Source organism: Mucilaginibacter sp. P1_A3, from assembly GCF_056406855.1.
The window spans coordinates 82894-106666 of record NZ_JBFTZJ010000015.1 but is presented as its reverse complement, the minus strand read 5'-3'; the positions used below and the strand labels follow the sequence as shown (position 1 = coordinate 106666).

Sequence of the window (23773 nt, the reverse complement as noted above, 5' to 3'; positions counted from 1 at the left end):
ATAATAGCTAAAATGGTTTAGTTAAACATGCACCCGCTTTTTTCCGTAGAGACGCATCTCATTGCATCTCCAGCGTGCAAATCAACCTTGCAAAGCGGCTCTGTATAGCCGGAGACGCAATTATAGTTCTCTACGAAGCACTGCCGCCGCTATTATTGCTGTTGGTTTTCGGTTTCTTTTGACCCCAGCGTTTGTTGGGCCTGCTTGGCTTTCTTTTATCGTCGGTATGGGATTGCGGAGCTGCTTGTATAGAAGCCAGTTCATCGGGCAGGCCAACTACACGGATAGGTCGCTCTATCAGTTGCTCTATGTTTTTAAGCTTTCGCTCATCGCGGTGGTTAACAAAGGTGATAGCAGTACCGGTGGTTAAAGCCCGTGCTGTACGACCTATGCGGTGGATATAATCCTCCGGATCGCCGGGTACATCATAGTTGATCACCAGGTCGATGCCTTCCACATCAATACCGCGCGAAAGGGCATCGGTACCAATAATAACCGGCAGCTGTTTGTTTTTGAATTTTAACAGGATCTCTTCACGTTCCTTTTGCTCCAGATCGGAGTGGAAGGCCATGGCGTTGATCTTGATAGCTTTCAGTTCTTTGTATAATGATTTTACAATTTCCTTGCGGGATGCGAAAATGATGGTGCTTGCATAAGCCGAATCGCGCAGGATGAGTTGTAGTAAAGGCGTTTTCTGCTGATCATGCAAACGGTAGATCTGCTGATCGATACCCACTGCTGGTTGCGAAATAGCGATATTGATCTGTTGCGGATCTTTCAGGATAGCCTTAGCCAATGAGCGGATACGCCCGGGCATGGTTGCAGAAAATAACAGCGTTTGCCTGGTTTTGGGCAGGTAGCTGATGATCTTCATAATATCGTCAGAGAAACCCATGTCCAGCATGCGGTCGGCCTCATCCAATATTAGGTGCGTTAAATGGTTAAGCTTTAATACGCCAGATGTAAGGTGCGCAATTAAGCGACCTGGAGTAGCTATAATGATGTTTACATTATTTTGGATGCCACGGCGCTGTTGCTCGTAAGCCATACCATCGCCACCACCAAAAACAGCTAAAGAGCTAACACCGGTAAAATAAGCCAAACCTTCAACCTGTTGGTCAATTTGTTGGGCCAGTTCGCGGGTTGGCGCTAAAATAAGCACGCTTGTTTGGTGTTTGGCTGTACCGGTAATGTGGTTTAGCACAGGCAGTAAATATGCGCCTGTTTTACCTGTACCGGTTTGGGCGCAGGCAATAAGGTCTTGTCCGGCCAAAACAACCGGTATGGCCATTTCCTGTATGGGGGTAGGGGTAGTAAAACCCATACTCTCTATGCCTTCAAATAATTGTCCGTTGAAATTAAAATCCTGAAAAGTCACTATATCTTATAAGTAAATTATGCAAGGTATGAAAATTTAATTGGATATGGTTGCCGTTTAAACATGGATGGTGTTTATAGCCAGTATTTAAGATAAAGCCAATGGCAATAAAGCACAGCCGCTATGAACGCTACATGTTAGATAGCTTCGTCAACACTTACCATATACCAATAAATACACTCCTTATGAACTTATATAATCTCTTAGCTGCTCAATAGTTTCCTGTTGATGCAGGATTGTTTCCTTTACCAGGTCATTGATAGAAATGATGCCGCATAATTTATCGGCCATAAAAACGGGCAGGTAACGGATATTACTGTCACTCATGAGGTGCATGCAGGTGTCAATAGAGGTTTCGGGCACAATGCGGGGCAGGCCGGTACTCATGATCTCGCGTACCAGGGTTTCGTACGATGCTTTTCCTTTCAGGATCACTTTACGGGCATAATCACGTTCGGTGAGCAGGCCAAGGTATTCATCATCCTGGGTTACAACTACAGAACCGATATTTTTTTCGGCCATAAGTCTTAGCGCTTCTAAAACTGATACATCTGCATCAATACTAATGGCTCCGCCACCTTTACGGGCAAGTACGGTTGAAACTTTTATCATGGTAAAAAATTTATAATGAGAGGATTGGCCTTTACCAAATATAATAAATCAGAATTAAAAGTATACACTTTTTCATCATTTAATATCAATGATCCGGTAGCTGGTTTTGGGCTTGTATGTTTTTAGGAGTTTTAGTAATCTCTTCCGCAATTAAGGTATAGTTATTAACAACCGGCGATCAACTGTAATTGTACTGTAAAAACCTCCGGATGTAATATGCCGTATCTTATCTAATAGGGCTATTGCTTGTAAGCTTTACGTTGAACTGACAGTGGTTTGCCTGTATAAAAATGATTAATATTTAATATTGCAGCATCAAATTTAACAATGCAGCGATAGGGCATTTGCCGTGCATTCTTGATTAATTCAACAACGATTTATAAAAAATAATACTTACTAAATTGATTTCATCTTTACTTTTTAAGGCATCATTTAAAAATACTGCTTCACCATTTCAACATAAAATTAAGTTAATTTTAAAATTGATTTGCTGCATAGTGTTGCTGGTTTTGTACGGCAGCTTTATAGCAAAGGCCACTACTTTAGGTAGTGATACCAGCAAATCAGATTCGGCGCGTTTAACACGGCACATTATCAATCATGCGTTTGATAATATATTTGAGGAGAACATGAGGTTATCCATAGCCGGTAATGAATATTTCAATAAAGATAAAACACAGCTGACTGCCGATCTTTCGCCAAATTTTATCTTGTTCAGCTCTCCAAAATCGCGGTTCTTTTTTGTGTTCAGTTCAAGGGTGAAAATTCGTTTACTGGATACAAGGGATGCCCCGGTAAAGTCGCCAAGCTATATGCCCAACGCAACAGTATTTTTCAGGGTTAATGAGGATACCTTTAAGCCCAAGTTTTTGTCGTTAGCCTATTCGCACCATTCAAACGGTGTACGGGGGCCATCGTTAAATAAGGATGGTAGCTTTAATACCGATAGCGGTAAATTCACAACTAACTTTTATACCCTTACCTATTTTACAGGTAAACGGGTTGATAAGCCCGGGCTTACCATTAATCGTTATGATAATATAGGCTTAGAGGTACATGCCGGTTTGTTTAACTTAGGGCTATCGCAGGGCTTAAAAGATCACTATGGTTTCATCAGGGTAAACGGCAGCCGGATGTATAATTTTGTAAAAGCCTATAAAGATCCTTTGGAGGAAGGGCGAATGACCTACCAAAACTGGCAGCGCATCCAGTTTGATTTTACTTACATTGCCGATAAGTACGATAACTACTCTACCGTTGATATCAAAAAACGGTTAAACGTGAGCCTTAAATATTATTACTCCTTTCCTTTTATGCAGGGTACGGCATTTATGGTTGGCGGCGGTTACCGCGGGCAGGATGATTATAACCAAAGTTTTCAGGATAGCTATGGCTATGTTACCGTTGGTATAGCAGCGGGCTTATCTTTTGGTTTCCATAAACATGCCAGAGATTAACAAAAAAACGCTTTTAAAGTTAAATTAAAACTTTCACCATAGCGATGGGTTTCAACCCATCGCTATTTGCCAATATTCTGTGCCAAACAGTATCATCTAATAGATTTTTCTGGCATTTGACCCTTAAATATTTTAAAAGCGATTTCCCCAGCAGGGATTAAGTTTTTAATATTTTTTCATTCACTTATTTGCACATTGCCGGCTGGTTTTTAGCTTTCGGCCAGGTACATTATGCCTTCAGTTTTGTATATCCATATTTTTACAAAGCCAATCGTGCTTGTATGTAATTTATTTTTCCGATAATCGTTTTAGCATTAACAAAAAGCAGATATATTTAACCAATTAAAAAGGTATATCTTCCTAATTAATTATAAAACGAAACCAATGAAAAAGATCTTACTAAGCCTTATGGCTATCCCTGCCCTGCATTTTGCTGTATCGGCCCAAACCAAACCATTGTTTGATGGTAAAACAACCACCGGCTGGCACACTTATTTAAAAACAGGTGCCGGTGCATGGAAAGTTGTTGACGGCGCTTTGCAGCTTGACCCAAAAGCCGAACAACAGGGCGACCTGGTTACTGATGGCGAATATGAAAACTATGAGCTAACCCTGGAGTGGAACATCACAAAAGAAGGTAACAGTGGAGTTATTTTTGGCGTTCATGAAGATCCTAAGTTTAACGAAACCTATGTTACAGGTATTGAAATGCAGGTACTTGATAATAAAGATGCCAGCGATAATAAAAAAGCCAACCACCTTGCAGGTTCATTGTATGATATGAAAGCCCCTTCAAAGGATGTTGCGAAACCTGCCGGCGAATGGAACAAAGTGAAATTGCGTAAAAAAGACGGTCATCTTACTTTTTGGCTAAATGGTACCAAAATAGTTGATACCCAAATGGGCAGCGAAGAGTGGAAAACAATGATTGCCAACAGCAAATTTAAAACCTGGACAGATTTTGCCGCCTATCCTAAAGGCCATATCGCGCTGCAGGATCACGGTCATGTGGTAGCGTTCCGCGATATTTCAATTAAAGAATTATAAAATTTTTAACAACATATATTTTACGCACAGCGTTCAATATATTTGTACACACATAATCCCATTCAATTAATGCATGCCTGCAGGGCATGCATTTTCCTGTTTAACAAAAAAGGGTATTTTTGAGATAATATGAGCGATCTACAAATTAAAAAATCATCGGAAACCTACGATGTAGTAATTGTTGGTTCTGGTGCCGGCGGGGGTATGGCCGGTTATGTTTTGGCGCATGCCGGTGTAAAAGTACTGATGCTTGAGGCAGGTGCTTATTTTGATCCGCAGAAGGATTCACAACAATTAAAATGGCCATGGGAGTCGCCTCGCCGCGGTGCAGGTACAACCCGTCCGTTTGGTGATTTTGATGCAGCTTTTGGAGGCTGGGAGATTGATGGCGAACCTTATACCACAAAAGATAAAACCGAGTTTTACTGGTTCCGTTCGCGCATGCTGGGCGGGCGTACCAATCACTGGGGACGTATTTCTTTACGTATGGGGCCGCTTGATTTTCAAGCCAAAGATGGCCTGACCGATGACTGGCCAATAACGTATGATGAAGTTAAACCTTACTATGATAAGGTTGACCGGATGATAGGTGTTTACGGTACTAAAGAAGGTTTGCCAAATGAACCGGATGGTATTTTTTTACCTCCGCCAAAACCACGATTAAATGAATTATATATTGTTAATGGTGCAAAAAAAGCGGGTGTAACTATTATTCCGGGTCGAGGCGCTGTACTTACAGAGGCTTTGCCTGGTAATAAAGATCGTGGTGCTTGTTTCTTTTGCGGCCAATGCGGGCGCAGCTGTAAAATTTATGGCGATTTCTCGGCATCATCATGCCTGGTTATTCCGGCCATAAAAACAGGTAACCTAAAAGTGATCACCAATGCCATGGTGCGCGAAGTGATCACCAATAAAGAAGGTTTAGCAACCGGCGTATCCTATGTTAATAAGGAGGATATGCAGGAATACCAGGTAAATGCAAAAACAGTAATACTTGGCGCCAGTGCCGGTGAATCGGCCAGGATCCTGCTTAACTCCAGGTCAGAAGCCCATCCGGGTGGTTTGGCTAACAGCAGCGGTGTGGTTGGCCGTTATCTGCATGATTCAACCGGATCAAGCGCGGGTGGCTTTTTGCCTCAGTTAATGGATAGAAAACGCTATAACGAAGATGGCGCAGGCAGTGTGCACATTTACTCGCCATGGTGGCTTGATAATAAAAAACTTGATTTTCCACGTGGTTACCATATTGAATATGGTGGCGGTATGCACATGCCATCGTACGGCTTTGGTGGCGGTATCCATAATATGAATGGCGCTGTACCGGGCAGAGATGGTAAAGTGAAAGAAGCCGGTGGCTATGGTGCATCATTGAAAGATGATTACCGCCGTTTTTATGGTACCCAGTTTGGTATGGCCGGCCGTGGTACCGCTATTGCCCGTTATGATAACTATTGCGAGATAGATCCTAACGTGGTTGATAAATACGGTATCCCGGTTTTACGCTTCCATTATAAATGGGCGCCTGATGAAATTAAACAAGCCAAGCACATGCAGGAAACCTTCCAGGAAATTATGCATAATATGGGTGGTGCTATATATGGTGGTCCGCAGGGTCCCGAAACCAATTATGGTTTAGAGGCACCGGGTAAGATCATTCATGAGGTTGGTACAGTACGTATGGGTAACGATCCTAAAAAATCAGCCTTAAACAAGTACTGCCAGGCACATGATTGTAAAAACCTTTTTGTGGTTGATGCCGCTCCGTTTGTACAACAGGGCGATAAAAATGCAACATGGACAATTCTTGCTTTATCTATGCGTACCGCGGAATACATATTACAGGAAAGAAAAAAATTAAACGTTTAACAAGCTAATCCAATAAAATATTATGAACAGACGTGACTCCCTAAAAGCATTAGGCTTTACCACACTTTCAGCAGGATTATTACTGGAAGCTTGTAAACCAGGTGCCCCAAAAGTTGATGAAGCGGCCCCGGCAGCAGAAGCCGCGGCAGGCAGACAGCCCTTTGAGGTTGAACGTGATAAAAAACTTAATGCTGATAAGTTTTTCACCACGGCGGAAATGGCTACCATTACAGTTTTGGTCGATATTATAATTCCTAAAGACGAAAAATCTGGTAGTGCATCAGATGCCAAAGTGCCCGATTTTATTGAGTTTATTGTGAAGGATATGCCCGATCATCAAACCCCAATGCGTGGCGGCCTGCGCTGGCTGGATATGCAATGTCTTAACCGTTACGGTAAAGTTTTTACCGATAGCAGCAAAGCACAGCAAATTGAATTGATAGATATGATAGCTTACCCCAATAAGGCCAAACCAGAAATGGCCCAGGGTGTTGCATTCTTTAACCGCATGCGCGATTTAACTGCATCGGGCTTTTTCACCAGCGAGATTGGTGTTAAAGACATAGGTTACGCCGGTAACACCCCCAACAAATGGACAGGTGTGCCTGATGATGTGTTGAAGCATTACGGTATGCAGGATGTAAAAGCCGGAGTTTAAAATACCAACAAAAAAGAGGCCGTCTCATAAGTGATTATGAGGCGGCTTTTTTGTTGGGTTAGTTTTTTACTAGGGGCAAAGATGTTTTGCCGGATACCTGATCAAATCAAAAAGGTTGAGGTTTTTTTTGTTAAATTTAACCCAGTCCGCTTGCGGCGATTATCCCAACCAAAAACAAACCTAATTATCACGTAAATGCTTAAAACACGTGTATTTTGCCTTTTCCTTTGTTTGATCTTAACAGCGGATACTAAATTAGGTGCCCAGGCATTACCTGAGCCTATTGTTAAAAAAATCAATTCTCTTTTCAAAAGCTGGGACAATGCTCAAAGCCCCGGTTGTGTGGTAGGCATTGTCAGAAACGACTCCCTTATTTTTTCCAAAGGATATGGCATGGCAAATCTGGAATATGCTATACCCAACTCACCAGAAACGGTATATCATTTGGCATCAGTGTCTAAACAATTCACAGCCTACGCTATTGTTTTACTGGCACAGCAAGGTAAGCTTAACCTCGACGACGATATTCGTAAATATCTGCCCTGGTTTCCAAATCTCAAACAAAAGATAACCATCCGTAATCTGCTAAACCATACAAGCGGAATAAGAGACCAATGGCAACTGCTCGGCATTTCGGGAACCCGGATTGATGATGTGATCACCCAGGAACATATCATCAAAATTTTAAGTAAACAGCAGGGACTCAATTTTAACCCCGGCGATAAATTCATTTACTCCAACAGCGGATACACCTTACTGGCAGAAATTGTGAAATCGATATCCGGCCAGTCGTTAAGGAAATTTACAGACTCGGCGATATTTAAACCTTTGGGAATGAGCAGTACTCATTTTCATGATGATTATACCGAGATAGAAAGGAACAGGGCATACTCTTACGACAGGAAAGACAATACCCATTTTAGTAATAGTGTTTTAAGCTATTCTACTGTGGGGCCCACCAGTCTTTTTTCTAATATTAATGACCTGGCCAAATGGGTTATGAATTTTTACGATACCAGGGTTGGGAATCAACAATCCATATTGCAGCTTACTCAAAAAGCCAAACTAAATGACGGAACTGAACTGGACTATGCAGCAGGAATTATTGCTGCAAATTACAAAGGTTGGAAACAATACAAACATGACGGGGCGGATGCCGCTTACCGTACCTATATTACTGTTTTCCCGGAGCTGAAAACAGGGATTATTGTTTTAAGTAATTTGAGTGAAATATATGCGCAGGAAAAAGCCGGCCAAATTGCCGATCTTTTGATTTCGGAAAAAACGGCCGTACCAAAAGCGGAAGAAAAGAAAAGGGATGTCAAAATACCTGTTGCGGAGCTGCCCTTTATGGCAAAACAACAAGGGGATTATTTTAGTAACGAAGTGAATATGACTATGAGTTTGACGCTTAAAAATGATAGTTTGTATCAGCATATGGGAACGAATACCAATGATTACCTGATGACAAGGGAATCGAAAAGCACTTATTCTATTTTTTATGTTCCCAGTATTAAATTCAATTTCAATCAACAATCAGATTACGATTTGACCATGAATACTCCGGGTGATGCGTACCATTTTACCAGATTACCAACTAAGATGCAAGTCGACGATAAAAGCTTGTTGGAATACACCGGTATTTATTATAGCCCCGAATTAGATTGTACTTATAAAATAACATTAAAAGACCATCAGCTTTATTTAACTAACAGCAAATATAACGACACGAAGTTGACGCTATTTGGCCCCGACCATTTACTTAATGATACCTGGTATATGAAGCACCTTTTAGTCACCCGGAATAGAGCAAAGAAAATTACAGGTTTTGAAGTGGATAGCTGGCGGGTAATGCATTTGAAGTTTGTTAAAATTAAAGCTTGATGATTACTACGTAGCCGAACTTTTTGTTTACACCGTTCAATATCGCACAGCGCTGTTCACATGCGAACATATTTATAATGGGATGCTTTGTAATGTATTGATTGTTAATTTGTTAAATACTGGCTTTGTATTTGAGGCGGGATAATTATACACCTATATTTAATCACTCATATGAAAACTTTACGTTTGTTTTTTGTGTTAATGGCATTGGCTTTCAGCCAATCATGTGTTTATGGGCAGGATGATACCAATGATAAAATTAAGCAGGTTGAATCCAATTTAATCAGCACCATACAATTCAAAGATGAAACACCCAAAACTTTGGAGGAACGTATGGCTTATTACAAAGTACATGGATTAAGCCTGGCCGTGATTCAAAACTATCACATACTTTGGGCAAAGGGCTACGGAACGGCAGACGATAGTTTAAAAATACCCGTCACCCCGCAAACACTCTTTCAGGCTGCTTCCATCAGTAAATCTATCAATGCCGTTGGCGTTCTGAAACTGGTGCAGGAAAAGAAAATAGACTTATATGCAGATATTAATACCTATTTAAAAAGCTGGAAATTTCCTTACGATAGCCTTGCCAAGGGTAAAAAAATAAATATGGCAAACCTGTTGAGCCATACCGGCGGCTTAACCGTTCATGGTTTTCCTGGTTATGAACAAGGCAAGCCATTGCCATCAGTGGTTCAAATATTAAACGGACAAAAGCCGGCAAACTCCGACCCAATTCGTTCGATGTATCAACCTGGTTTAAGGTCGGAATATTCCGGTGGAGGTATTACCATTTCTCAAATGATAGTGATGGATGTTACCCAACAGCCGTATGCAGATTATATGAAAAAAAATGTGCTGCAGCCTTTGGGCATGACCTCCAGTACTTATGCACAACCTCCGGTTGGTGTAGCACCCTCTTTGTTATCTGCCGGTTATGATCCCAATGGAAAGACTATTCCCGGTAAGTACCATATTTATCCCGAGCAGGCCGCTGCCGGTTTGTGGACAAATCCAACAGATCTGGCTAAGTATATTATTGAAACGCAACTGGCTTATGAGGGTAAGTCGGCTAAGGTATTGGATCAGGAAACTACAAAGCTCAGGTTAACGCCCTTCCAAAATGCCGATGCGGCTTTGGGCGTATTTATTACAACCACTAATGTGGATAGTACAAAATACTTTCAGCATGGGGGCGCAAATGAAGGTTTCAGGTGCCAGTATTACGGAAGCCTTAAGGATGGTAATGGTATCGTTGTGATGGTTAACTCGGATAATGGTGAAATTTTGCAGGAGGTGATTAACAGCGTTGCCAAAGTTTATAACTTTAAAGGCCTGCTTTTAAATACCGTAAAAACATTGGTGAAGGTTAGTGACTCGGATCTGGAGAGTTATACAGGTCAATACGCGCTTAAACCCGATTTTATTATAACGCTAAGCAGGGATGGAAACCAACTGTATGCGCAAGCTACAGGTCAGCCTAAATTTCCTATCTACCCCGAAGCGCAGAATAAATTCTTCCCTAAAAATTTCCTTGCCGATTTAGAAGTAATTAAAGATGCCACAGGGAAAGTAACTTCGGTTATCCTCTATCAAAACGGGCATAAAAACGAGGCAAAGAAAATTAAATAAGGAGGTGTTATTAAAGCCATATGAAGTTTTCAAAACTTCATATGGCTTGTTTTATTCATCAGTCTACTTAGCGTCTGTTATCAGTTTTATCGCCTCCTCGGCAGCTTTTATTGTTGCATCATCATGCAGCTTTTCGCTGTGGGCTTTAATATCAGTAATCAGTTTAATAGCGATATCGCCGGCGCCAAAGGCTTTGTATTTTATGCCAAGGTCCTTAAGGTCATTGATCCCTTGCTGGGCGTATGCCGGTTTTTCAACGCGGGCAGCCAACGCTCCAAATTTTCTTACCGTATTAAATTTACCCTGGGGGGTAGCATCCTCAAATTGCTTAGCTACAAACGGCCATTGGGCGTCGTTGCCATTGGTGCTGTAAACATCCATTATGGCAACGGTAAGGTTGCCTTTGTTATCCTTTTCAAAACCATTGGCCAGTGTCATAGCCTGTGCAGGATCTAACAAGGCAATAGCATTTAAGGCAGCGCCTTGTACCGCGTATGATTGGCTGCTTAATGCCTGTTTAAATATATTCATATTACCTGATGCCTTTAAACCACCTAAAGCGGTAATGGCTGCAGCACGTACCAGTGTATTATCATCTGTTTGCGCCAATGAAGCCAGGATAGGCTGGGCAGCATTGCGGATTGCATCATTATCAAGCTTTAACGTTCTGATGGCTTTATTGCGCAAACCGTAGTGTTTATCCTTTAATGCGGCAATCAATATCCGTTGTCCATCTTTTTCTGTTTGCTTATCAGCGGCAGCGTTAATGGCTTCCAGCCTGTCTAAATAAAGCGGCGCGTTAAAGTATTGGAACGCAAATTCTTCCAGTGTTTTATGGTCGGTTTTTTTGGTCAGTAATATTTTATCGCCATCAACATTCACAAGGTCTGGTTTTGAGGCCAGTTTAAAAGTGAGTGTATCATTCTGGTCGTTCATCCATACTTTGTGGCGTGTTTTTTTGCCGCCCGCGTAGATGTCAATAGCCATTGGCAGTTTAAAGATCTGTCCGTCCTGGCTTTGCTGCAGGTAAACGGTTTGGGTTTTAGTGGCATCATCCCATTTATAGCTAATATCCAATATAGGGTGACCAGCACCATAATACCATTGATTAAAGAACCAGTTAAGGTCAATGCCGCTGGCTTGTTCAAGGGCTAATCGTAATTGCTGGGCTTCGCCATTTTTAAAGGCGTTGGTAGTAAGGTAAATGTTCAATCCTTTATAAAAGGCTTCATTACCTAAATAGTTGCGCAGCATATTCAGGATCCTGCCGCCTTTTTGATAGGTAACTACATCAAAAACATCCTCCTTATCGGCATAATGAAAACGAACCAGGTTCTTGTTGCGGGCATCAGGCGATCTTAAATAGTTTTGCATATCAGCATAGTTATGCTCATCGGCCACATCTTTGCCATATTTATGCTCGGCCCAAATGGTTTCGCTAAAGTTGGCGAAAGACTCATTAACGGTAAGGTTGCTCCAGCTTTCGGCGGTTACATAATCGCCAAACCATTGGTGGAAAAGTTCATGAACAATGGTGCTGCGGCCATCATTGTAATAGGCATCCAAAAGCTCGCGCGGAGTGGCCTGTACGTAAGCGCCATGCAAGGTAGCAGAAGTGTTTTCCATAGCTCCGCTTACATAATCGCGCACTACAATTTGCGAATACTTGTTCCACGGATAATCAACCCCTAATGTTTTGGAGTAAAATTCAATAGCCTCGGGTGTCATCCCAAAAATTTCTTTGGCGTATGGGGCATATTTGGGTTCCAGGTAATAGCTCACCTCTTTATTGCGCCATTTATCTTTATATATTTTAAAATCACCAACAGCCATCATGAACAGGTATGGCGAGTGCGGCAATTCCATTTTCCAGGTATCAGTGCGGGTGCCATCGGCATTCTTCTGTTGCGATGCCAGCCTGCCGTTTGATAGCGTAACGTATTTGGCAGGTACGGTCATGCTGATCTCTTCGGTAGTTTTTTGACTTGGCTTATCAATGGTAGGGAACCAGGCCGATGAGCTTTCGGTTTCGCCCTGTGTCCATATCTGGGTTGGTTTATCCTTTTCTGTACCATCGGGATTAATAAAATACAGCCCCTTGGCATCATTTATGGCAGCGCTGCCTTTTTCTTTCAGCTCGTTTGGCTTGGCGGTGTAATCAATATAAATGGTATAGCTTTCGTTGTCATGATAAACCTTATCCAGTTTAATGGCAACGCTCAGGCTATCCTCATAAGTAAACTTAAGCGGGATATTTTTGCCGTTTTTTACAACCGAAATGTTTTTAAGGTCCATACCCTTGGCATCAAGCCTAAGGCTATCGGTAGGGTAAAAATGAGGTTTTAAAGTAACCCATTCTTTGCCATACATATAGCGTTTTTTGTAATCGAAACGTACATCAAGTTTGGTGTGAATTAAATCGTTAACCTTTTTTGGTGTTTCGCGGTAAATTTTCAGTGCCGGGTTTTCGGCCGGGGGCGCTTGCTGCGCCTGGGATGAGGTGAAAACTGCTGTGAGCATGCATGATAGCAGCAGTGTGGAAATGGGTTTCAGATCAGTCATATTTTTTTGTAATGATGCAAGGTAACAATGGATGGATAAAACAAATATACATCCGCAGGGCCAAAAAGTTTTCGGCCATAAAATACCTAAGACGCTGCAAAATATTTTATGTTACCAACGATAGCATTTTTTTGCCCGCTCTATCTGGTCCGGAAAAAACTATACACCATGTAAAAGCGTACACCACCTGTTCGTATTCGTACAGTAAGGAGGATTAAAATCATATAATATACTGATAGTAAGTTATTTAAATAAATGGCACATATTTTATTCTATGTGTTTGGTAGAATATGCGCATTTACCTTAAGCAATTTACAAAGTATGAACATAGAAGATCATGTTTGGAACCTTGCAGCAAAAAAAATGGCTAACGAAGCGTCGGAAGATGAGCTGCAGGAGTTAGATAGGCTGCTAATGAAAAATCCACACCTGAAAACTGCAGTAATGTTAATGTATGACTGGTGGGAGGATGAGCCGCAAGATAACGAAACCAATAATTATTTGCTTTTTGAGCGAATAATGAAAAAGATAAAACCGGTTGAAGAGGGTGCAAAACTAAATTCAATTACACCTGAGCCTCCGCGACCCAAATATATAGAAACAAAGAAGCCGATAAATAAAATTCACTTTTTAATTAACACGGGGATGATTAAAAATTATGTAAAGATCGCTTTTAGGCAATTGCGCAAACAAAAAATGTACACGGCTATAAAAATTGGTGGCTTTGCATTTAGCATTGCTGCTTGTTTACTCATTGCCTTGTATATCCGTAACGAAGTTAGCTTTGACAAAAGCTACCCCGATGCCAACCGAATTTACCGTATTGTGGGAGAGTACCAGGATGTTGGCATTCACGAAAAAGGTGTGGATTGGCCCGCGGTGATGGGCAGAACGGTAAAGTCTGATTTTCCGGAAGTGGAGAAGTTTGGCCGGCTGATGCCTAATTCGCTGTTTTGGGGCGCCGGCAGCAATGAGCTTAAACGTGCCGATGGAGTGGAGAACACGCACGAAGAAGGTTTTGCTTATGCAGATCAATCATTGCTGGATATATTAAAATTACCTATGGCTTATGGTGATAGGGCGCATGCGCTTACCGAGCCTTTAACCATGGTGATATCAAAAAGCAAAGCCAGTAAATACTTCCCTGGTCAAAACCCTGTTGGCAAGGTAATGTACCTTAACAATAATAAAAACAGGCCATATAAAATTGGCGGTGTGATGGAGGATCTTCCCGAAACATCGCATTTACGCTATGATTTTTTACTGACACTTACCGGCGTTGAGTATTGGAATGGCGAGCAGACAACCTGGGGAGCAAGCAACTATAGCGTTTACCTGCTGATGAAACCGGGAGCCGATATCCCGGCTTTTAACAAAAAACTAACCGATGGCATCATTAAAAATTATTATATCCCCGATATGTTAAAGAACGGGGATAAAAACGCGCTTAGGATTGCCGGACATATGAAAATGTTCATGCAGAATGTAAAAGATATCAACCTTAAATCATATGATATTCATGATGGCATGTCGCATGGGGATATTCGTTTTGTATGGCTGTTTGGTGCTGTTGCTGGTTTTATATTACTTATCGCTTGTATCAATTTCATCAACCTTTCTACTGCTAAATCTGCCAACCGGGCAAAAGAGGTGGGCTTACGTAAAGTGGTAGGCTCGCAGCGCAGCGGGCTCATCAGCCAGTTTTTAACAGAATCATTATTGTATAGTTTTTTCTCGTTTGTGCTGGGCTTAATATTGGCTGCAATACTGCTGCCTTATTTTAATGTGCTGGCGTCAAAAACACTCAGCATACCATGGCAACAATGGTGGTTGCTGCCCACGGTATTGGTTTCGGCAACGGTAATTGGGGTTGTTGCGGGTATCTACCCGGCATTTTACCTGTCGGGCTTTAAGCCTGTAGAAGTGCTTAAGGGCAGGCTAAGCGTGGGCAGTAAAAGTTCGGTGCTTAGAAACGGCTTAGTGGTTTTTCAATTTACCACATCCATTATTCTCATCATTAGCACAGTTGTTATTTATAACCAAATGCAGTTTATCCTCAATAAAAAGGTTGGATTTGAGAAAGACCAGGTATTAATGATCCAGGGTACAAACACGCTGGAAAATGAGGTGAAGAATTTTAAAAACGAATTGCTAAAACTCTCATCGGTAAAAAGTGTATCCATCAGCGATTTTCTGCCTGTATCGGGCACCAAGCGTAATGGCAACGAGTTTCACAACGAAGGGAAAGAAAAAATAGAGGCGGGTGTCGGCGGGCAGTTCTGGGATGTAGATGCGGACTATATCAAAACCTTCGGCATGAAGATAGTTGCCGGGCGTAACTTCAATCCAACCATGAAAACCGATTCGGACGCGTATATCATCAATCAAACGATGGCTAAAAAGCTCAACCTCAAAAATCCGATAGGAAAACGGATCTCCAACTACGGGCGGCCAAAGCTGATCATCGGTGTGGTACAGGATTTTAATTTCGAATCGCTGAGAGACAGGTTAGATCCTTTGGTAATGCACCTCGGTAACAGTAATTCCATTGTATCTGTAAAAATAAAAACCGGCGATGTGAAAAGCACACTGGCGCAGATCACCTCAACCTGGAAAAACTTTTCGCCTAATCAGCCTATTCGTTACACTTTTATGGATGAGCGCTTTGCCAATATGTATGCCGATGTACAGCGCATGGGCCGCATATTTACCAGCTTTGCCATACTCGCCATTATTATAGCCTGCCTTGGCCTCTTTGCTTTAGCCGCCTTTATGGCCGAGCAGCGCAGCAAGGAGATAGGCATCCGCAAGGTGCTGGGCGCAAGCATCGGTAACATAACAACGCTGCTGACAATGAATTTTATAAAACTGGTATTCCTGGCCATTATTATAGCATCGCCAATAGCCTGGTGGGCTATGAACAAGTGGCTGCAGGATTTTAACCCCAGCAACCGCATCAGCATAAGCTGGTGGATGTTTGCACTTGCGGGGATAACGGCTATACTGATAGCGGTATTTACGGTGAGTTACCAAAGCATAAAAGCAGCGTTAATGAACCCGGTAAATAGTTTAAAGGCGGAGTAGAAAAGAATCAAGAGTTAAGAGTCAAGAATCAAGATAGAAAGCATTGTGGATTTAGGATGGCAATAGCCAGCAGACAAGACCAATGAACTAATGAACATTGAACCAATGAACTAAAATTATGTTAAAGAGTTATTTAAAAACAGCATGGCGGTTTTTGTTGAAAAACAAAACATTTAGCTTCATCAATATTATTGGCCTGGCTACGGGCACATTGTGTTGCCTGTATATTTTGTTGTATGTACAGGATCAGTATAACTACGACAAGCAACATAAAAATGTAAAAGACATTTACCGTATTACTACCGATTTGGAGTTAACCGGCGATAAGCACCATGGCGCGGCAAGCTCGCCACCTATTACACCGGCCATGAAAAGTGATTTTGCCGAAGTGGTACAATATACCCGAGTGGTAACTACAGAAGGCTTTGGGGCCAAACAACACCTGCTGCGCTACAAGGAAAAATCATTTTATCAACAAGACGCGGCTTACGTCGACTCTACTTTTTTTGATATGTTTAACTATCACTTTGTTGGTGGTAACGCCTCAAGAGTATTGGCCGAACCTTACTCCATTGTGCTTTTAAAACCCGTTGCCGATAAGCTTTTTGGGAAAGAAGAGCCGGTAGGTAAAATGATATCCATCGATAACTCATTTGGTAAACATGATTTTAAGGTAACCGGCGTGATTGATGAAAGCGCAGGCAAAACGCATATTCATGCCAATATGTTTATGGCGATGAACAGCGGCGGTCTGGGCCAATATGTGCGCCAAAACAATACCTGGGGCGGCAATAACTTTTTGTATGCCTACATTAAGCTGCGCCCGGATGCCAACCCAGCGACATTTGAAAAAAAGCTGCCCGAGTTTTTAAATAAATACGGCGCCGCCCAAATGAGGGAGATAGGCATGAAGAAATCGCTGCACCTGCAGCCGGTTTCTACTATACACACCACGCCTGGTTTTGAACATGAGCTTACCAAAACGCTCGATCCTTCGTTTCTTTATATCCTGATATTGATTGCAGTAATGATCCAGGTTATTGCCTGTATCAATTTCATGAACCTGTCTACCGCCCGCGCATCCAAACGGGCTAAGGAAGTTGGCGTGCGCAAAGTAATAGGCGCCGGCCAGGGCGATTTGATTAAACAGTTCTTGGGTGAATCGTTTCTGCTGGCGTTAATTGGCGTAGCTATAGCGCTGCCATTGTTAATGGTGTTGCTGCCGTATTTAAACCAGATCACCAATACCGAGATCCGCTTGTCTCTTTTTACCAATTACAAGCTTTGGATCATGCTGATCAGCCTTGTGTTGGTTACCGGGTTGGTGGCGGGCAGCTATCCTGCATTTTACTTATCGGCATTCAAGGCTATAAAAGTGATAAAAGGGAATTTTACCAGTCATATCTCGGCAGCGGGTATCCGCAAGTCGTTAGTGGTTTTCCAGTTTGTGTTATCCATAGTGCTGGTTACCGGCATCATTGTTATCTACAGTCAGCTTAGTTTTATTAAAAATAAAGATTTAGGCTTTGATGTAAAGCAAAAGCTCATCTTCAACTTTTATACGGGTGGTACACAAGCCAAAATGAAAAATTTCGCGAATGATTTAAAGTCGTTGGCCGAGGTTAAGATTGTAAGCAACGCCGATAATTATTTAAGCCAGTTTGTACCGCACGACCATGGCGTTTACCCGGCAGGTGGTAACATGACCACTGCTATTGATGCCCAAAATATAAATACCGACGAATTTTTTGCAAAGGCCAATGGCATCAAAATCATCAGCGGCCGCGATTTTCGGGATCATGATTCAACCCGGGTGCTGATCAACGAAACGCTGGCCAAAAGGCTGGGCTTAAACCCGCAAACCGCGCCAGGTAAAAGATTGTACACCAAATACGAGCCAAACCCCGAAACATTCGTTGAAGTGGCCGGCGTAATGAAGGATTTTAATTACAACTCGCTGCACAGCGAAGTAAAACCATTTATGCTGGTGTATGATAAAAGCATCAACGATTTTAATACCATGGTTGTAGCTACCGATAGCAAAAATTATAAGGCATTATTAACCAAAATAGAAGCCCTTTGGCGTAAAGATATTGCCGATGCCCCTTTTGAATACTCGTTTTTAGATACCGAAGTACAAAAACAGTACGAAAACGAGGTCATGCTATCGCGCATCATCAACACCTTCACGCTGGCAGCCATTGTGATTTCATGTTTGGGCTTGTTTGGTTTAGCCGCATTTAGCGCCGAGCAACGGAGTAAAGAAATTGGCATCCGTAAAGTATTGGGCGCAAGCGTAACCGGCATCGTGCAACTATTATCAACCGACTTTTTAAAACTGGTTACTATAGCCTTCGTTTTAGCCACACCTTTAGCCTGGTGGGGCATGAACAAGTGGCTACAAGCATTTGAATACCGCGTGCCCATCAGCTGGTGGATGTTTGCCCTTGCGGGCATCCTGGCGGCTATTGTTGCCCTGTTCACGGTAAGTTTCCAGGCCATAAAAGCCGCGCTGATGAACCCGGTGAAGAGTTTGAAAACGGAATAGGGAAAGAGTTAAGAATCAAGAATCAAGACAGAAGCATTGTGGATTTGTGGTGACCTTAGCCAACAGACAGGACTAATGAACCAATAAACCAGTGAACCAATGAACTAAATATTATGATAAAAAACTATTTAAAAACAGCCTGGCGTAACCTTATAAAAAACAAGGTTAACTCATTTATTAATATCGCGGGCCTATCTGTTGGTATGGCTGTGGCTATCCTTATTGGGCTATGGATCTGGGACGAATTATCGTTTGATCAATATCACCAAAACTATAACCGCATTGCCCTGGTTGAGCAAAATTTAAAAAATAACGGCAACATCGATACCTGGGCAGCTACGCCCTACCCATTGGCTAATGAACTGCGCAAAAATTACGGCAGTAATTTTAAAGCTGTGGCAATGGCAGCAGGTTTGGGCAATCACCTGTTAAGTTTAGGCGATAAAAAGCTGAATAAAAGGGGCGTTTATTTTGAGCCGCAAGCACCCGAAATGCTTACACTAAAAATGTTAAAGGGAACCCGCGATGGGCTTAAAGATCCTTACTCGGTTTTAATATCCGCATCAAATGCTAAAGCCTATTTTGGTGATGCTGATCCGATGAATAAAATTTTAAAGATTGATAACAAGCTTGATGTAAAAGTAACCGGGGTTTATGAGGATCTGCCCCGTAACTCAACCTTTGCCGATGTCTCGTTCATTGCGCCATGGCAACTCTATTTTAATAATACCGAATGGGTGCGCACGGCAACCGACCCATGGCGGCCAAATGCTTTCCAGATCTTTGTCCAACTGATTGATAATACCAGCTTTGCCGATGTATCGCTAAAAATAAAGGATGCCAAATTGCGCAACCTCAATACCGAACTGGCCAAAAAGAAGCCGCAGCTATTTTTACAGCCCATGAGCAAGTGGCATTTATACAGCGATTTTAAAAATGGTGTAAACATTGGTGGTCGGGTTAAATACGTTTGGTTGTTTGGTATTATTGGGGTGTTTGTATTGCTGCTGGCATGCATCAACTTTATGAACCTGAGTACTGCCCGGAGTGAAAAACGAGCCAAAGAGGTAGGTATCCGCAAGGCTATTGGTTCATTACGCAGCCAGCTCATTTACCAGTTTTTTAGCGAGTCGCTATTATTTGTGGTATTGGCGCTTGCCTTATCTATATTGCTGGTTCAGCTCAGCTTACCATTTTTTAATTCGGTATCTGATAAAAGCATGTCTGTTTTATGGAGCAGCCCTTTGTTTTGGTTAATGGTCGTGGGCTTTAGTTTATTTACCGGGTTAATAGCCGGCAGTTATCCCGCATTATACTTGTCATCATTTGAGCCTATTAAAGTTTTAAAAGGCTCGTTTAGGGTAGGTCGGTTTGCCGCGGTACCGCGCAAGGTGCTGGTTGTAATCCAATTTACGGTATCTATTACGCTCATCATCGGTACTATAATTGTTTTCAGGCAGATCCAGTTTGCTAAAGACAGGCCTATCGGCTATAGCCGCGATGGCCTGGTTTCTATACCGGTACTTAATGAGGATATTCATAAGCACCTGGATGTGGTAACAGCCGAATTGCTAAAGAGCGAAGCCGTTGTATCTGTGGCCGAAGCTGGTGCCTCCCCAACAGAATATAGTTCAAGCAGCAGTGGCTTTGACTGGAAGGGTAAAGACCCTAATATGAGCGTTGATTTTCCGACTGAAGGCGTTTCTTATGATTATGAAAAAACCATTGGCTGGAGCTTTAAGCAGGGCAGGGGTTTCTCCCGGTCGTTCCTTACGGATTCCTCAGGCCTGGTCATCAATGAAACCGCTGCGCGCTTTATGGGCTTTAATAATAATGCTGTTGGCGAAACCATTAAGTGGAACGGCGATCAATTAAAAGTAATAGGCGTAATTAAAGATATGATTGTAAACTCGCCTTATGAAGAGGTAAGGCCGTTCATTTACTACCTCTCCAAAAATTCGGAATCTACCATACTGTTAAAAATTAACCCAAAAGTTAGTGCAACCGAAGCCCTTGGTAAAATTGAGCACGTTTTTAAACTATATAACCCTTCACAGCCTTTTGAATACCATTTTGTTGACGATGAATACGCCAAGAAGTTTGGCAACGAGCAACGGATAGGTAAGCTGGCGGCTTGTTTTGCCGGTTTAGCCATCTTTATCAGTTGTTTGGGTTTATTCGGCATGGCATCCTTTTTAGCAGAGCAGAGAATTAAAGAGATAGGTGTGCGCAAGGTTCTTGGCGCATCGGTATTTAGCCTGTGGCGTTTAATGTCTACAGATTTTGTGGTGCTGGTTATTATTGCCATACTGATAGCAACCCCGGTTTCTTATTACTTTATGTATGGCTGGCTGCAAGGTTACCAATACCACGCCGGCATGGCCTGGTGGATATATGCCGCTGCTGCTATTGGCGCCATGGCAATCACTTTATTAACAGTGAGCTATCAAAGCATCAGGGCAGCCATGCTAAACCCGGTGAAGAGCTTGAAAACAGAGTAATTGAGGTGAATAGTGAATGGTGAATAGAGAGTAGTGAAAATTCAGGATACCATGTTTGGTTTCAATTTTAGAGTTTATTTTTTAGCTTTTGGGGTTTAGGTTTTAGAATTTATATATCATGATCAGGAATTATTTAAAAATAGCGTGGCGTAACATCATCAAAAACAAGGCGCACACTTTTATTAATATCGCGGGGCTGTCGGTAGGCTTGGCTTGCAGCCTGCTCATTTTGCTTTGGGTGCAAAACGAATTGGAGATTGATGCGTACCATAAAAATAGCAAATGCCTGTTTTCGGTATTTGAAAGGCAGTACTACGATAACAAAGTTTTTGGACAATATGGTACACCTGGATTGCTGCCCGATGAACTTAAAAAACAAATACCCGAAATTGAAGCCGTTACCGGGATAGCCTATGGTGGCGATAATACCTTTAAGGTTGGTGACAAAGTTTTGAAGATGAGCGGTACTTCCGCCGGCGAAGATTGCTTTAAAATGTTCTCCATCCCTTTATTACATGGCGACGTTAAAACAGCATTAAGTTCTCCTTTAAGTTTAGCAATATCGCGCAAAATGGCAGAGGCTTTTTTTGGCAGCGCACAAACGGCTGTTGGTAAAACTATCCGCTACGAAAACCGAAAAGACTTTACCGTTACCGCTGTTTTTGAAGATATGCCCAAAACATCCTCGCAACGCTACGATTTTTTAATCAACTGGACCAGCTTTTTGGCCGACAACAGCTGGGCTGCACAATGGGGGAACAACGGGCCGGCAACTATTATAATGCTGCGGGCTGATGCCGACCCAGCAAAAGTTGAAAAAAAGCTGACTCATTTTTTAGATAACCTGAATAAAGACCAGAAGAAGGGCACGTTTACTCTTGAGCTTGGCATGCAGCCTTTTGCCGATGGATACCTGCATGGTAATTTTGAAAACGGCAAAATTACAGGCGGGCGAATAGAATATGTACACCTGTTCTCTATTGTAGCTGTTTTTATATTACTGATAGCCTGTATCAATTTTATGAATTTGAGTACGGCACGGTCGGTAAAACGGGCACGCGAAATAGGTGTTCGTAAAGTAGTTGGCGCTGTTCGTTCTGTACTGGTAAAACAGTTTATAGGCGAATCTATGCTCATCACTTTATTGGCAGTTATAGTTTCGTTGCTGCTATTGGTGTTGCTATTACCTGTATTTAATCAAATTACCCAAAAAGAGATCGATTTGCCGTTTCGCCAGTTTGATTTTTGGCTTAAGCTTGTAGGATTAACACTTGTTACCGGGTTTATATCCGGCAGCTATCCTGCCTTGTTTTTATCATCTTTTAACCCGGTGAATGTTTTAAAGGGGACAATTAAATTAGATAGCGGCACCACTATATTTCGCAAGGGCTTGGTAGTATTTCAGTTTACTTTATCAGTAATATTGATAACTGCCACCATTATTGTTTCAAAACAAATGGCCTTTGTACAATCAAAAAACCTGGGATATGATAGGGAAAACCTGATCTATATTCCAATGGATGGCGAGCTTATACCCAAATATGCCGCCTTTAAAAACGAAGCGCTTAAAACGCCGGGCGTTCAATTGGTGACCCGGATAACCGCTACGCCAACTAATATGCAAAACGGCACAGGAGGCGTAACCTGGGATGGTAAAGATCCTAATGTAAATATCGAGTTTACCCAGGCATCTGTAGGATACGATTTTGTAAAAACCATGAAATTAAAAATGGTAACGGGACGCGATTATTCTACGGCTTTCGGCACCGACTCGGCCGGATATCTTATCAACGAAGCCGCTTTAAAAAGAATAAATTATAAAGATCCGATAGGTAAACCGCTTACACTTTGGGGTAAGCACGGTAAGATCATTGGCGTACTAACAGACTTCCATTTCCGATCGATGCATGAGCAAATTCCACCCTTAGTGATCAGGTTTGGCGAAAAAGAGGGTTATGGCAATATCCTGGTACGTACACAGCCAGGCAAAACCCGCGAAGCTTTAGCCGGTATCGAAAAACTTTGTAAACAGCTCAACCCTTCGTTCCCTTTTTCCTATACCTTTTCGGATGAAGAGTACCAGAAAATGTATCAAAACGAACAGATCATCAGCAAGCTGTCGGATGCATTTGCTTTCCTGGCCATATTTATATCATGCCTTGGCTTGTTAGGTTTGGCCATGTTTACCGCCGAGCAGCGAATTAAAGAGATTGGCATCCGTAAAGTATTTGGCGCAAGTGTACGTTCGCTGTTTAGCCTGCTATCGTCGGAGTTTTTAATATTGGTAGTGATATCCTTATTTATAGCCTTGCCTGTATCATGGTATGCTATGGGGGCCTGGCTGCAGGGTTTTGCTTACCAAACGCCCATGCAATGGTGGGTATTTGCCCTGTCTGGGGGTATCATCATGATAATAGCCCTGGCAACAGTAAGTTTCCAGGCTATAAAAGCGGCATTAATCAACCCTATAAAAAGTTTGAGAAGCGAGTAGGAAAGAGTTAAGAATCAAGAGTCAGGAATCAAGACGGAAAGCAACTGGGAAGG

The 23773-nt window shown here is 42.2% G+C and carries 13 protein-coding genes; 10 read left to right on the top strand and 3 right to left on the bottom strand.

All coding sequences use genetic code 11. The features are described from left to right. Positions 1-130 precede the first annotated feature (130 nt). Together AC1D0K_RS27245 and AC1D0K_RS27240 are read right to left on the bottom strand one after the other, a co-directional pair. The gene (locus AC1D0K_RS27245; protein ID WP_477392027.1) at positions 131-1378 is read right to left on the bottom strand and encodes a DEAD/DEAH box helicase; all 1248 of its coding nucleotides are present in this window, start codon (positions 1376-1378) and stop codon (positions 131-133) included. A 183-nt stretch (positions 1379-1561) separates the two neighbouring features. Continuing rightward, a complete protein-coding gene (locus AC1D0K_RS27240) occupies positions 1562-1990 on the bottom strand; it encodes a CBS domain-containing protein (RefSeq protein ID WP_295715923.1) in 429 nt (142 codons plus the stop codon). A 482-nt stretch (positions 1991-2472) separates the two neighbouring features. Between AC1D0K_RS27240 and AC1D0K_RS27235 the strand changes: the two genes are divergently transcribed. The 6 genes from AC1D0K_RS27235 (at position 2473) to AC1D0K_RS27210 (ending at position 10534) form a co-directional block, all read left to right on the top strand. Then, on the top strand, positions 2473-3447 hold the full coding sequence (locus AC1D0K_RS27235) for a hypothetical protein (protein WP_477392028.1): 975 nt from the start codon (positions 2473-2475) through the stop codon (positions 3445-3447). A 384-nt stretch (positions 3448-3831) separates the two neighbouring features. Further along, positions 3832-4494, top strand: a complete 663-nt coding sequence (locus tag AC1D0K_RS27230) for a 3-keto-disaccharide hydrolase (protein ID WP_477392029.1) — start codon at positions 3832-3834, stop codon at positions 4492-4494. Positions 4495-4623: 129 nt separating this feature from the next. Continuing rightward, positions 4624-6360, top strand: a complete 1737-nt coding sequence (locus AC1D0K_RS27225; protein ID WP_295715926.1) for a GMC family oxidoreductase — start codon at positions 4624-4626, stop codon at positions 6358-6360. Positions 6361-6382: 22 nt separating this feature from the next. After that, the gene (locus AC1D0K_RS27220; protein ID WP_477392030.1) at positions 6383-7018 is read left to right on the top strand and encodes a gluconate 2-dehydrogenase subunit 3 family protein; all 636 of its coding nucleotides are present in this window, start codon (positions 6383-6385) and stop codon (positions 7016-7018) included. Between the two features lie 195 nt (positions 7019-7213). Beyond that, positions 7214-8902 (top strand): serine hydrolase domain-containing protein, encoded by a 1689-nt coding sequence (locus AC1D0K_RS27215; protein ID WP_477392031.1) that lies wholly within the window; start codon positions 7214-7216, stop codon positions 8900-8902. A gap of 171 nt (positions 8903-9073) precedes the next feature. Further along, entirely contained in the window at positions 9074-10534 is a 1461-nt protein-coding gene (locus AC1D0K_RS27210) for a serine hydrolase (protein WP_477441348.1), read from the top strand. A 63-nt stretch (positions 10535-10597) separates the two neighbouring features. On the opposite strand, the gene AC1D0K_RS27205 is transcribed toward AC1D0K_RS27210, so the two are convergent. Next, positions 10598-13096, bottom strand: a complete 2499-nt coding sequence (locus tag AC1D0K_RS27205) for a M1 family aminopeptidase (RefSeq protein WP_477392033.1) — start codon at positions 13094-13096, stop codon at positions 10598-10600. A 321-nt stretch (positions 13097-13417) separates the two neighbouring features. Here AC1D0K_RS27205 and AC1D0K_RS27200 point away from each other — a divergent pair, with 321 nt between their 5' ends. The 4 genes from AC1D0K_RS27200 (at position 13418) to AC1D0K_RS27185 (ending at position 23720) form a co-directional block, all read left to right on the top strand. Beyond that, positions 13418-16180, top strand: coding sequence for an ABC transporter permease (locus AC1D0K_RS27200; protein WP_477441346.1), 2763 nt, complete (start codon positions 13418-13420; stop codon positions 16178-16180). A 118-nt stretch (positions 16181-16298) separates the two neighbouring features. Then, complete coding sequence (locus tag AC1D0K_RS27195; protein WP_477392035.1) at positions 16299-18728, top strand: ABC transporter permease; 2430 nt, start codon at positions 16299-16301, stop codon at positions 18726-18728. 113 nt (positions 18729-18841) lie between these two features. Beyond that, positions 18842-21229, top strand: a complete 2388-nt coding sequence (locus AC1D0K_RS27190; RefSeq protein WP_477392036.1) for an ABC transporter permease — start codon at positions 18842-18844, stop codon at positions 21227-21229. 118 nt (positions 21230-21347) lie between these two features. Beyond that, positions 21348-23720 carry an ABC transporter permease gene (locus AC1D0K_RS27185; RefSeq protein ID WP_477392037.1) on the top strand — a complete coding sequence of 791 codons (2373 nt, stop codon included), beginning with the start codon at positions 21348-21350 and terminating at the stop codon, positions 23718-23720. The last annotated feature ends 53 nt before the right edge of the window (positions 23721-23773 follow it).